Consider the following 12,471-nt stretch of genomic DNA (forward strand, 5'->3'; position numbering starts at 1 on the left):
ACGCACGTGGTCCACCAGTTGGCGAAACGCGCCCTCAAGCATGTTCGGCCAGGTACCTATAAAGGTGTTTTCAGGAACAGCTGGGAAGGGTGCCGGGCGCAACTGTACGCATTCAAGCCGCTCTTGCAAGATCGATTTCCGCGTCATTCGAGGTCGCGGTTCATGCAGAGTGCATCGCATCACACCTGGCTTACATGGTTCTGGTCCGCTTCCGGCCCCCATCACAGCGACAGTGCGGCTATCTACCTTGCTCGCCCGCGTCGCTCGGAAAGAAGTTGTCGATGCGCCATGATCTCGCGTGCGGCGAAAGCAGGAAGTTCAAGTTGCTCGACATCGACATTCTCGATCCAAGCTGTGCAATCTGCTGGAGAGAGCGCGGGATCCAGTAGTAATTCCGCAATGGCACGAGTAGTAGCCCTTGACAACCCAATCGAGATGAATGACATATCAGTTAGCCGTGGCACTCCGAATTCAAGCATCATCTCGATATCGACGGCATCCACATTAATCTGTCTACCAAGTTCTCCCGCCGCTTGGGCCACGACGTCAGCATAACAGGATAAATACCTTGGAGCCTCAAAACGCGCGATCTCCTCTACGTCCGCCATCACCTGGCGGATCAGGCTTGGATAGGAGACTTCTTTGCCTTGGTCACGTTGCCATCTCGCACGGTTGTCAATAATGACGCTAAGAGGCACGCCCCTCATCCAATGAACGATGAGACGCGAAAGTGACAAGCGACGACGCTCCGGCTCGAACGATCCGCCCAGATACTCAGCAACATAGTCCAACGCGATTTTGTACTCATCGAACGCATCATCGCTAGTTGGGGGTACCAGAGCAAGTTCCTCCGGGTGTCCGTTCGCCAAGACAGCATCCAAGAGGCGCTGCATCGACGTCGGACTGATACCCGCATGCTTCTTCACCAGGGCCGAACGAATCCGGAGAGATGGTGCCACACGCCCAAGTGCTTCAGCGATCCGGTCGGTGTCCTCTGCGTTTAAGGCGACACCATGAATCCCAATCAGATTCCCGTCAGACAAGAAACGCCCAACCAGCCAGTTGAAGGCTGATTCGAGCTCCGGAGAAGTTGCACGATCAGCTTCGCGTGCACCGCGGTCGATATATTCGATCACGCTAGCTACGTTGGATAGCGTCGCAGCTGCCGCGGGAACGATCGATGACCGCTCGCGTCGCCCAGGCTTTTCAGGCCATGCCTTCGCATCTGAAGTATCAACACAGAATACATTCCCCTGAAATTCAGTTCCCCACCTACCAGCTCTCCCTGCCAGATTCCAAAAATCTGGCATAGGCATATGCTTCCTCGGCCCTTTACGTGGAGCACGTAGGAAGAGGTTGCGACACGGCAGGTTGACTCCCTCAAGGAGCGTGGAAGTACATACCAGGAATCTGATCTCCCCTCTCTTGAATAGCTCCACCACCTTCGCCTTTAGCACGAGGGGCATGTCACCGTAGTGGAACGCAACGCCCCGCTTAGCAAACTCGGCGAGCTGAAATCTCTCGTGCACGACACCTTTAGAAAAGTCGACCAATTCTTGAATGGCGTCTGACTTCATCGCAGGGCCTTCGCCTAATGCATTAAATATAGTTCGCGCAAACTTTTCCGCTTCAGCCGGCCCATTCGCAAAAACAAGATTCCCCGTGGAGACGCCCCCAATCGCGGCAGCGATGAGAGGAACCTTCTGCCCAACGCCATCTGGGGCAAGAGGCAACTCAATCTCACCAACCTCCCGCTCCTCACCCTCGTACACAAGTGAGAGCACATAGCGGCGCGGCTTCCGAGGGACTTGGTTGACGAAGACGAGGTTCTGATTCACTGTCACCGTCTCACCGACAAGCGCAGCCTTGCGCTCCTGTGAAGATGTGGGATCTAGCAGTACGCCGGGATTAGACGACAAAGGACTCGCGAACACTAACCGAATATTAGGGTCTCTGCGAAGGGCTTCGTCAAGCACTTGCGTTAGCAGTATACCGCGAGTGCCATCGGCGATCTTCTGAGCTTCGTCCACAAAGATCACTGATGCCTTAAACTGCGGCAACCGTTGGTGTAGGAGGTGAAGGCGCTCTTGCGTGAGCACAAAAACCTGTCGTTCGAAGCCAACAATCTCAGGATCCCACGGGAGAGTATGAACACCCACGCTTTCATCAAGTTTAGATCGGAAGACCTCGCTAACCTCCTCAACAAGGGCTCTGGTGGGCGCTATGTACACCAGTCGCACAGGCGTCGCCCCTCGCAGTTCCGCAAGCATCCACTCACGAATGATGTACGACTTACCTGCGGATGTCGGCGCGGATACACTTACCCAGTCATTGGCAGACGCAAGCTCCCAGAACGCCTTTTGGAAGGGATTTGCGTCGATAACGGCGCCGTTCGGAAGCGTTACCGTTAGTTCAGCCCGACGACCAAAAGCATCAAGGACGAGTGCCGACGAATTCGCTTCGATCGATGTCAGGATACTCTCGTCACGATCGCGCGCTAAAGCGATTGCCGGCTGATTCCCAACTCGTTCTAATAGAAGAACGGCGGCGGCGCGCTGCTCGTCAGTACTTTGGCGCGATCGCAGGCAGCCTTGCGCAACACGCAACACGGCATCCTGGGCAACCTCATTCATTTCTGCTGTTAGCGCACTCGCGCACACCAAGAGGAAAACCCAGTCAGGTTCAGGGGCAGGAGAAGCGGAGTCGTCTACCAAAGGCACATCTGCCCGTACCGAACTAACCGCTATCTCTTCAAGTCCAGCTCGGAACCGGCTAAGGGCAAGCACCCGATCAGAAAACTCGCTCACGAATTAACCTCGATCCGAAGCTCTGCCTTGATCGCCCTTCGAAATTCACCGACAGACGGCATTGGGAAAAAGAACACTTCGACAGCATGTCCAGTCAAGGAACGATTCCGAAGGCGCTTCCTTGTGGATTCCGCCCAGCTAATTATAGCTTTGTCCAGTTCGGCCTTCACGGATTCTTCTTCACGCGGAAGCTTTGGATAGTTCTCATGCACAAACCCGATAAGACAGGCACCACGCATCTCGACATTCGCTGAAAGGACCGATTTGTCATTGAAGTACTCGAGTAGCCGGGCCGTCACCTCTGCGTTTCCAGCGTCGGCATAGTGCCGGATCAGGAAGACATCCTGCTCATGAGCGTTACCCAACAGATACGGCGCGATACTGTCCATGCAATCTGTCATCGCCTTAGCGACCGACTCATAGAGCTTTGCTTCACCCCAATAGACAGCTAGATCCCCGTTATCAAGGAGCTTCGCATGGACTCCGTCAGCACCATGCTACTGCATCTCAGTACTCGTCTTTAGAGACATTTTGCTAAGGATCTGCGGTATCTGGAGCCCTTTTTCAAGTAGCGCATACAGAAGGAGCTCCGCACCCTCCCCTGTATTGACCTGAGTCTGAGTGAATAGGCGTGCCGCTTCGTTAGCTAAACGAGTAATCTCCGGAATCTGCCTGTCTAGAGATAGTTGCCCAACCTTCTGAATTTCCGTCCGTGGGATGCAGTAGTTGACGATTTGATTCGCAAGCTGCTCCGCTAGCACCTTGAGGCGAGGGCGGCCCGAAGGGTCACTTCGAAGAAAGTGGCAGCGCACAATCGAACGCGTGCCTTCAATAGCGATCGGTTCGCCGTAAGTAACAATCGAACTTTCTACTTCGTCCCAGCCGCCCCGCACGAGTCGCCGAACCGCTTTGATCAACGGCACTTGTTCTTCAACGGCAGCCTGAGCCGCCTCGTTAATCATGCGATCGGGCCAATCTTGCTCCGAGCGGGCAAAGCGACGACACGCACTCCTGGGCTCCACGAAGTTTGTTGGTTCATCATCGACCACCTCAGCCGAGGGTCGAGGGGACCGAACGACCCGGATCAGAATCTCATACCGCCCATCCTACCCGTATCGTCATGGCCGCAACAGAGCGACACATCGACGCCGACAGTCAGGTCGCTACGGAGCTACAGGTCGGCTGCCGATGTGGACTACCGAGGTATACCGGAGCAACCGCGCAGACTCCGACGCACGATGCAGTGGTCACATCGATGGCAGGTAATGAGAAAGAAGCGAAACCAGGCGGGGCCAGACGACGTAACCCGGTTAGGCGATTGTGGCGTCTCACCATTACAGATCGAGGTGCCACGTCTCCTGGGCAGTGGGGCTGCCCACGCTCGTTTTCAATGGTCGGGCGGTCAGGGTCCGTAGCGCAGTTTCGGTGCGGGCGTGGTCGCACTGCTCGTCTTGGCGACAATCGCTCTGGTGCTCACAGTCTTAATGCAGTGAGCATCGGGCTCAGGGCGTGCTGTAACCGAGCCGCCCACGCGTGAAGGCCAGGATCACTGCTACGAGCACCGTCAGCGCAAGCGCTGCCGGCCACGTATTCACGATCGGGGAACCAAGCAGATTTCCCGCCGACAGCAGTCCCCAGTTGAGAGAGTTGTGGGCCAGTATTGCCGGGATTGAACTCCCGCCGGAAATATTGAACACCCAGGACAGCACGATCGAAAGCACCACAACGAGCAGCAAATAGGCAACCAACTGACCCGCATCCGAACGCGAGGTGTCCCACTCATCGGTGAGGAACAGCGGGGCATGCCAAAAGGTGTGGACTGTTCCAAGGCCGACAGCCGCCAAGAGCGGATGCATCGACTGCTGCATGCGAGGAAGTGCGAAGCCGCGCCATCCCGGCTCCTCTTGGAGAGGACCTCCCACAAGGTAGACGAGGTACGTGACAAGGGTGGTTACGAGTGTCGATACCGTCAGCCCTTCGACACCGGCTTTTCCCTTCAAGAAAAGGTAGGGCAGTGCAACGACCAGCGGCACCATAATAAGCGCAAGCGCATACGTGGCAGGCCGACCCCGATACGAGAAGGCTCGAGCGAGGAATGCCCGCGGGCTTCCTGGTCCATCGAGAACCCGAGTCACAATGAGTGCCGCGGCAAAGGGGCCCGCAAAGAGACCCACCTGGTTGACAAGAGCAATAACCGCAAACGGCATCGTGAACGGCAGAACCCCAATGCCGCTCTCCGAAAGCCACCACGGTGACCATCCCAACCAGGATCCGAGGTATGCCAACGCGAAGAAAGCAACAACAGGACGACGGCGGACAAGGTCTTTCACGGCACCTCCCCGAGCGGGGCCAGAAGTTTGCGCTTCTTCCCGCCCAGCATAGACAGCAGCAGGCCGGCTACACACGCAATCAGGCACCCGATCCCGCAGCCGCAATCCACCTAGTAGTAGCCTCACCCACCCCAGGCGAATAACAACAACGGCGCCCCCAGGATGATCGGCGCAGCCGAAATCCACAGCGGTGGTGGAATATCCCCGGGTTCAAGCGTGAGCTTTAATCAATGCGCACCAGGTAGTGAAATGGTCATCCGTCGCGTCCAGTATCGCTGCTGGCAATTGATTCATGAGCTTTGCGACGCTGGCGTTCTTCCCCATGCGTTTGTACCCAATTGTTCCGGGCGTAAAGACTCCATGGAAAGCGAGGTGACGAATCCCTGCAGCCAACGGGGTCACATCATCGCCAGAAACCTCGAGCTCTGTGAGCTTCGCGACCAACTTGTTGCTGTCAAGGTGCTTTTTCATGGCGTCCCGCAGCCGCTTACTCCCGTCGGCCCTGTAGTAGTTAGCAATCTCCGGCGACTCGACTCGAACTCTCCGGTGAGAATTGTCGGGTTCGCATTTGGCTATCTTCGCGTATCCATTGATCGCCTTCTCCAGCGACTCGAGTACTGAGTAGGCCATCCCGCAGTGAACAATTGCCACATAACCAGAAGGCGTGTCCTCGGTGACATAACCATCGAGCTCGATCTTCATACTTCGCGCAGCACGATAGCGCGCCTGGAACCGTGGGAATGCACCTCGAATTTCTTCTTGACGACGATCTTCCAGCCCCTCCAAAAACTCATTGAATAAGTCCCAAGACTTAGGGATGTTGTCGGCTGGCATTGGCGGGGCCTCCCTCGAACGCTCATAAGTGTCTGCTTAGACGCTATCAACTTACACCCTCATTTAGAAGAGGGACTACCACGGCATCAGGTGTCAAATGGACTGCGGCGCTAGAGGGTACGAGGTACGGGTTTGGCCAAGACTCGAACACTCACTGATCCAGACGGATCTCCACTGGTCGATTGTTCAGATGTGTAACTCAGATAATGGGATGACCACATGTCATTGACGAAAGGTTATGTTGTGACGCCAACCCTCGAGCCAACCGAGCTGCTTGATCGATTCCTTTCCGCTGTCGAGGAGATCGTGGAGATCCTCTCGAAAAGGTACAACCGCGAGTTTCAGGGCATCGGTGAAGCAATACGCACTGCCTATGATCAGAAAGATCCGGTTGTCCGGAGGAACTTCAGGATGCTGAAAACGCTGGCCGACCTCCGTAACGCAATTCAACACGGTGACCGCAAGCAGGGGAAACCTGTTGCGATACCGCGCGAAGACACAGTCGATTTTATCGAAGCTTTAGAGAAACAGATCAGGCAGGCACCACAGGTGAAGGACCACATGATCAAAGACGTTGATGTGCTGTCCTCTAATCATTCATTGGCCGATGCAGCTGCCGAGGTTATCAAATACAACATCTCCCAGATGCCTGTCTATGACGGTAGGCAGTACATCGGCTTGTTCACCACCAATGCCATGGCGCGCTGGCTCAGTAAACACATCGATATTGACGGAGTGTTGATGGCTGAGAAAGTCACCGTTGCAGAGGTCTTGGAGTGTGCTGAGGAGAACGAGAAGGTGAAGTTCTACAAACCCACCACACCAGTCCACGAAGTCTGCAGTGATTTGGGCTCTGCCGATGGACCTGTTGCCTGCTTGATCACGACCGATGGCAAAAAGACCGGCCAGCTCCAAGGACTGGTCACACGCTTTGACGTGTCCAGGATTCTAAAGGAGACGTCGATCGACAAGAGACGTCGATGATTCACAGTGGTCGGCGTGGTTCGGCGGTGTGGTTCGGCGGCTTACGCCTCACGTGACCGTAGAGGTCCCCTGACCAGTTCCTTACCCACGAGTTCGTCATCCGGAAAGACTCCGCCGTCGAGTAACAAAGGCTTGTGACGAGGAGCAGTGCGTGCTGATCCACCGTTTCAATCAGCGAATTGTCAATAATGGGTTGATAAACGAACAACTTCACAATGGCGGGGTGTTGGTATGGCCGTCGATGGCGAACAGATTCTGAAACTGGCTTTGAACCGTCCTGGGTTTCGTTCCTAGAGGGTTGGTAAAGACAGTTCATGGTTGGTGAGGCTTTCGGCGTATTGGGCTTCGATTTCTGCTGGTGTCTTGTAGCCCAGTGCTTCGTGCAGCCGGGTGGTGTTCCACCAGTGGACCCAGTTCATGGTCGCGAACTCGACATCGGTCAGGCTGTTCCAGGCTGGCTGGGAGTAGATCAGCTCGGCCTTGTACAGGCCATTGACAGTCTCAGCGAGGGCATTATCGTAGCTATCGCCGATCGTTCCGACTGATGGGGTGATTCCTGCGGTGATGAGGCGTTCAGTGTAGGCAATGGCAACGTATTGCGACCCCCGATCGGAGTGATAGACCAGGTCAGCGATGCCGGTGGTCGCGGTGTTCAGCGCGTGCTCCAGCGCTTCTAAGGACAGCGCGTGCGTCGTCATCGATGATCGGGTGGCCCAGCCGGCGATACGGCGGGAGTACGCATCGATGACGAACGCGGTGTACACGAAGCCATACGATGTGCGCACATACGTGATGTCAGCGACCCACAGCCGGTTCGGTGCCGGTGCTTTGAAGTCGCGCATCACCAGATCCGGGCGCTCATCCGTTGTCGCGCCCAGGTGTCGTGGTGCGCGGTTTCCGGCCGCGAACCACCCCGCTGATTCCGGCCTGACGCATCAGCCGTGCGACCTGGTCGCGGCCGATCTTCCAGCCGCTTCGGCGCATCGCATGCCACATTTTACGAACGCCGTAGACCCCGTAGTTGCGGGCATGCAGGTCCTTGATCACCACGCTCAGCTCCCGATCCCGGATCTGACGTTCACAGGCCGGTCTGGTCTTCGCGGCCCGATAGCCACGGGACGTGATGAATCCACCCTCGCGTGCTGCAAGTGTGCGGCAGATGAGCTCGACTCCGAACTGATCACGGTACATATCGATGTAAGCAATCATTTCGGCGAGGGGCGGTCGAGCTCGGCTGCAAAAAACGCTGAAGCAGTCTTCAGTATCTCGTTCGCCCGTCGCAGCTCACGATTCTCACGCCGCAACCGGCGCAGCTCTTCAAGCTCATCCGTTGTCGCGCCCGGCTCAGTGCCGGCATCACGTCTGGCCTGCTTCAGCCACCCGCGCATCGTATGCGGTGAGATCCCAAGTATCGTTCCCACCGCATGCGCGGCCGACCACTGCGAGCACTGCGTGTGGTGAAGATGATCCTCCATCAAACGCACCGCCCGCTGCTTGAACTCCCGGGTATAGACAGTTGGCATGATCCAATTCTCCTTCAATCAGTAGAACGGAACGAAACCCAGGACGGTTCAGTAATGGTGGCGTGACCAAATGAGGCACGGGTGACCACGGCACGCGGTGCCTCCGGGCTGACCGCCCCTGGCGACGCGGAAAGGCGAAAGCGCCTCGTTCGACCACACAACGCCCCAACACCTTTAGAGCCTGTTGACGTGGGGCGATACACCGCCTACCATAGATGCATGTACAGGAATGTAGATCACCGGAGGGGGTGAGACGGTGCAGGAGCCAGGTGCTTCGTGGGCCACAGTCGTCACCACCGTCGGCGAGATCGAGGCCACGCTCAACAAGTGGTTGTCACAGCGTCACGGATTGGGGCTGACCGACTATCGCGCCCTGTCACTGCTCAGCGAGGCGCCAGATCATGAACTGCGGATCACCGAACTGGCCACACAGGTCGGGCTCAACCAGAGTTCCACCACCAGGCTTGTAGCACGCCTCGAAGCCAAGGGCTTCGCGTTGCGCGACACCTGCCCCGACGATGGTCGCGGCATATATGCGGTCCTCACAGAGTCTGGCCTTGCACTGGTGCGCGAACTGACCGAAACCTATAACGAACACCTCGGGGCGCTGCTCGCCAGCACTGTTGCCACCGACGCCGAGAGGAGCCGCGCCTTCAACGCGATCACCAGCTTCCCTTCCTAACCCAAACCCCTACCCGAGCAAGCCCAACCCCACCCATTTATATGTATGCACATACAGCTAGGAGAGATTTGTGTCTACACCCACCATTGATGTGTACGTCGACTATGTCTGCCCGTTCTGTTTCCTGGTCGAACCTGCCATCGAGGAACTGAAGCGTGACCGCGACGTGCGGGTCCGGGTGCGACCGTTCGAGTTGCGCCCCGACCCGGTCCCCACGCTGCGCCCAGAGGATGACTATTTGCCCCGCGTGTGGCGCGATGCTGTCTACCCGATGGCCGAGCGCGTCGGGGTCCCGGTGCGCCTGCCCAGTGTCTCGCCGCAACCTCGTACGGAGAAAGCGTTCCTTGTGCTGCAGCTTGCGCAGGAGCAAGGCCTTGCTGAGGACTACTCGCGGGCCATGTTCGCGGCCTTCTTCCAGGACGACCGCGACATCGGCGACGAGGACGTGATCGTCGACATCGCCGAAACCCTGGGCATGGACGCCGCTTCGGTCCGCAAAGCCATGAGCAGCCCGGAGCGGCTACGACAGCATCGCGCCGACCTGGCTCATGCCACCGAGACCGTCGGCGTAACTGCGGTGCCCGGCATCGTGATCAACGGCACCCTTCTCCCAGGCGTCCCGAGCGCGACCAGACTGAAGAAGGCCGTCGACGCCGTGAGTACCTCCGAGGGCTCGGATGACTGACTTCCTGGAGGATGTGCTGACCCAGGCGGTCGCCGCGGCGCTGGCCCATGTCGAGCGTGGTGGCATTCCGTTCGTGGGAGTGGTGGTTGACGGCGACCGGGTGATCTCGGAGTTTGGCGTCAACCGCGTCCACGAAACGGGCGATCCAACAGCTCACGCAGAGATCGTGGCTATCCGTGACGCCCTCACCGCCTCTGGGCGCTCTCATCTTCGCGGCGCGACCCTCTTGGCCACCGGTGAGCCGTGCGGCATGTGCTACCGATACGCCCTCGACGCCGGCATCACCGACATTCGGGTGGCCCTCACCCGCGACGAGGTCGCGGCACTCGGCTTCGACTACCGCAACAGCTATCCAACGTTCGGAATCACCGACACGATCCGTGACACCCACATGCGGCCGCTGCGAGCTCCCGGTGACACCGAACCCTTCAGCCGCTTCCTGACTCTCCACAGCATCTGACCCAACAGAAAGGACCCTTGCCATGCAGTGGCTCTACCTAGCAATCGCCGTCATCTTCGAAGTCACGGTCGGCATCGCGGCCGGAAAGGCCCAAGGCTTCCGCAATGTCCCCTGGACGATCGCGACCCTGATCAGCGGCGCCATCGCCACCTTCTTCCTCAGCCTCGCACTGCTCACCTTCGACGTCGGCGTCGGCTACGCCCTATGGACCTCCCTCGCCGGAGTCGGAATCGTCATCGTCGGCGCCCTCTTCCTCAACCAGCGACTCACCTGGAAGAAACTCCTCGGCATCGCCATCGTCATCATCGGCGTCGTCGGCCTCAACCTCGCCGGCACCGCCTAAGTTACCAACCACTGGAAAGGAAATCCATCATGACTACCACCAGCACCGACACCGCCGCTCACGTGAAAACTGGCAACGCGGGGCCCTGGGCTGCGCTCCTGCTCGCGGGTGCCTTCGAGGTCGGCTACGCCCTCAGCGTCAATGGCAGCCAGGGCTTCACCAAGCTGACGTGGTCTCTCGTCGCGCTCGTCTTCTTCCTGTGCACGTTGTTCTTCCTCAGCGTTGCGCTCAAGCGCATCGATGTCGGCATCGGCTACGCCGTGTGGGCAGGAATCGGAGCCGTTGGATCAGCCGTTCTCGGGCCTGTCTTCTTCGAAGAGACCTTCACTGCCGCAAAGGCCATCTGGCTCACAGTCATCATCGCCGGAGTCGTGTGGCTCAAACTCGCCGACAGCGCAAAGCTCAAGACCGATACTGACGCAGCAACGCGCGCCAAGCTGTGACTACGCATCCGATGCGCTCCTCCCGTCGTGTCGCCGCTGCAGCGGGAGGAGCCTTCGCATCCATCTATATCTTCTACACCAGCGCTCCCACAAGCCTCGCAATCAGCACTCCCAGCGCCGGTCTGCGTGTAGGGATCGTCATGCTTATCGTCGTTGTCGTACAACTGCTTGTGCCACTTCTCAGTCGGTATGTCTCGACGCGACGGCGGATGGTCACAGCGGCGCTTGCAGCGATGGGCGCAGGGAGGCCTACCTTGCCCGCCGCTGGGCATTGGCCAGGAATGGCGCTACTTGGTCTTGGGTTTGGCGTCTTCGTCGTAGCCAGTACTGCTTGGGCCAAAGAGATCGCCAGACCGGAACTGCTGGGGGAAGCACTCGGTTTGTACGGCTTCCGAGCGGCGATTAGCGGAGCGGTTGGTGCACCCATTGGCCTATGGCTCGCCCAGACAGTCGGCGTCTACCGCACCGCTGTCGCAGGCGGCATACTTGCGTTCGGGTCCGTCCTTGTCACACTGTCGACGCAGACTGCGCCAGAGACCACCGGCGGCGTCACGCCGAGCGAGGACAGCGAGCCAACAAAACATGGTTTCCAAAGCGGGACGACCCTCGTGGCGCTCATAGGCGTGGTCGCTCTGTCCGCCGCCGCACCCGAACACGCGCACGACCTCCTCCTATTTTAAGTACTTTGCGTTTCTATGTCGAGCGATGGCGGATATAATAAGTACGCAACGTACTCAAAATTCTGTGAGATGAGCTCGCATTGGCTCGGACTCGCCGGCCGCGCCGGACCAAATTGGAAGTTGAAGCCGCAATCCATTCCGCCGTGTTGGCAGTGCTGTCCGAGGTGGGGTATTCAGCGTTGACATTCGAAGCTGTTGCCCGTCGCGCCGAGGTGAGTAAGCCGGTGCTCTACCGTCGACATTCAAACCGAGTGTCGCTGGTTCTCGTGGCGGTTTCGGCCACCATCGAGGCAACCTATGCTGAACCTCCGGATACGGGCGATCTGCGCAGCGATCTCCTGGCATGGCTGACGAAGTCAGGCGAAATGGTGACGGAAGCGCAGTCATCGGTGCTTCGAGGCCCCATCGGGAAGGCTGGCGACGCTGAGCTCGAACGTATCCATGCCTTGATGCGCGAACGAGTCAACGACCTGGAACGCTGTATCCTCAACCCTGCCGCGCAACGCGGCGAAATCTCCGACGACATACCCACCTCCGTGTCTCGACTCTTCTTCACCTTTATACGGGACCGAGCGCTCTTTGGCCCTTCGACTTCGGATGACATCGCCTCGTTCGTCGACGAGGTCATCATGCCACTGCTCAAGGCTCACGCTCGGCCAACATCCAAACCAGAAACGCCATACTAGAGAGGCATTGTCAC

At 58.1% G+C, this 12,471-nt stretch carries 11 protein-coding genes and 2 pseudogenes; 8 read left to right on the plus strand and 5 right to left on the minus strand.

The genetic code is table 11. The annotated features are described in order from the left end of the window. Positions 1–242 precede the first annotated feature (242 nt). The 4 genes and pseudogenes from MHX53_RS02820 to MHX53_RS02835 form a co-directional block, all read right to left on the minus strand. Positions 243–2,807 carry a DEAD/DEAH box helicase gene (locus MHX53_RS02820; protein WP_239271226.1) on the minus strand — a complete coding sequence of 855 codons (2,565 nt, stop codon included), beginning with the start codon at positions 2,805–2,807 and terminating at the stop codon, positions 243–245. Further along, positions 2,804–3,769, minus strand: a pseudogene (locus MHX53_RS02825) (DUF1837 domain-containing protein). The gene MHX53_RS02820 and the pseudogene MHX53_RS02825 overlap by 4 nt, the downstream one beginning before the upstream one ends. Before the next feature lie 540 nt (positions 3,770–4,309). Further along, positions 4,310–5,137, minus strand: a complete 828-nt coding sequence (locus MHX53_RS11745; protein WP_102239411.1) for a CPBP family glutamic-type intramembrane protease — start codon at positions 5,135–5,137, stop codon at positions 4,310–4,312. Between the two features lie 210 nt (positions 5,138–5,347). After that, complete coding sequence (locus MHX53_RS02835) at positions 5,348–5,971, minus strand: hypothetical protein (protein WP_102239412.1); 624 nt, start codon at positions 5,969–5,971, stop codon at positions 5,348–5,350. A 243-nt stretch (positions 5,972–6,214) separates the two neighbouring features. Here MHX53_RS02835 and MHX53_RS11750 point away from each other — a divergent pair, with 243 nt between their 5' ends. Continuing rightward, the gene (locus MHX53_RS11750) at positions 6,215–6,955 is read left to right on the plus strand and encodes a CBS domain-containing protein (protein WP_102239413.1); all 741 of its coding nucleotides are present in this window, start codon (positions 6,215–6,217) and stop codon (positions 6,953–6,955) included. Positions 6,956–7,245: 290 nt separating this feature from the next. On the opposite strand, the pseudogene MHX53_RS02845 reads toward MHX53_RS11750, so the two are convergent. Next, positions 7,246–8,478 (minus strand): annotated as a pseudogene (locus tag MHX53_RS02845) (IS3 family transposase). Positions 8,479–8,734: 256 nt separating this feature from the next. On the opposite strand from MHX53_RS02845, the gene MHX53_RS02850 reads away from it, so the two are divergent. The 7 genes from MHX53_RS02850 (at position 8,735) to MHX53_RS02880 (ending at position 12,457) form a co-directional block, all read left to right on the plus strand. Continuing rightward, on the plus strand, positions 8,735–9,160 hold the full coding sequence (locus tag MHX53_RS02850) for a MarR family transcriptional regulator (protein ID WP_102239414.1): 426 nt from the start codon (positions 8,735–8,737) through the stop codon (positions 9,158–9,160). Positions 9,161–9,230: 70 nt separating this feature from the next. Next, the gene (locus MHX53_RS02855) at positions 9,231–9,845 is read left to right on the plus strand and encodes a DsbA family protein (RefSeq protein WP_219722392.1); all 615 of its coding nucleotides are present in this window, start codon (positions 9,231–9,233) and stop codon (positions 9,843–9,845) included. Next, a complete protein-coding gene (locus tag MHX53_RS02860) occupies positions 9,838–10,305 on the plus strand; it encodes a deaminase (protein WP_102239415.1) in 468 nt (155 codons plus the stop codon). The genes MHX53_RS02855 and MHX53_RS02860 overlap by 8 nt, the downstream gene beginning before the upstream one ends. A gap of 22 nt (positions 10,306–10,327) precedes the next feature. After that, on the plus strand, positions 10,328–10,648 hold the full coding sequence (locus MHX53_RS02865) for a multidrug efflux SMR transporter (RefSeq protein WP_102239416.1): 321 nt from the start codon (positions 10,328–10,330) through the stop codon (positions 10,646–10,648). Between the two features lie 29 nt (positions 10,649–10,677). Next, complete coding sequence (locus MHX53_RS02870; protein WP_102239417.1) at positions 10,678–11,091, plus strand: multidrug efflux SMR transporter; 414 nt, start codon at positions 10,678–10,680, stop codon at positions 11,089–11,091. Next, positions 11,088–11,771 (plus strand): MFS transporter, encoded by a 684-nt coding sequence (locus MHX53_RS02875; RefSeq protein WP_102239418.1) that lies wholly within the window; start codon positions 11,088–11,090, stop codon positions 11,769–11,771. The genes MHX53_RS02870 and MHX53_RS02875 overlap by 4 nt, the downstream gene beginning before the upstream one ends. Before the next feature lie 80 nt (positions 11,772–11,851). Beyond that, positions 11,852–12,457 (plus strand): TetR/AcrR family transcriptional regulator, encoded by a 606-nt coding sequence (locus MHX53_RS02880; RefSeq protein WP_239271227.1) that lies wholly within the window; start codon positions 11,852–11,854, stop codon positions 12,455–12,457. Positions 12,458–12,471: the final 14 nt, after the last annotated feature.

Origin of the sequence: Brevibacterium sp. ACRRH, assembly GCF_022346365.1 — a bacterium.
Classification (GTDB): Bacteria; Actinomycetota; Actinomycetes; order Actinomycetales; family Brevibacteriaceae; genus Brevibacterium; species Brevibacterium paucivorans.

Coding starts and splice junctions, on each gene's coding strand:
- MHX53_RS02835 (WP_102239412.1), bottom strand. CDS start 5,971: ATGCCAGCCGACAACATCCCTAAGTCTTGGGACTTATTCAATGAGTTT.
- MHX53_RS02860 (WP_102239415.1), top strand. CDS start 9,838: ATGACTGACTTCCTGGAGGATGTGCTGACCCAGGCGGTCGCCGCGGCG.
- MHX53_RS02865 (WP_102239416.1), top strand. CDS start 10,328: ATGCAGTGGCTCTACCTAGCAATCGCCGTCATCTTCGAAGTCACGGTC.
- MHX53_RS02870 (WP_102239417.1), top strand. CDS start 10,678: ATGACTACCACCAGCACCGACACCGCCGCTCACGTGAAAACTGGCAAC.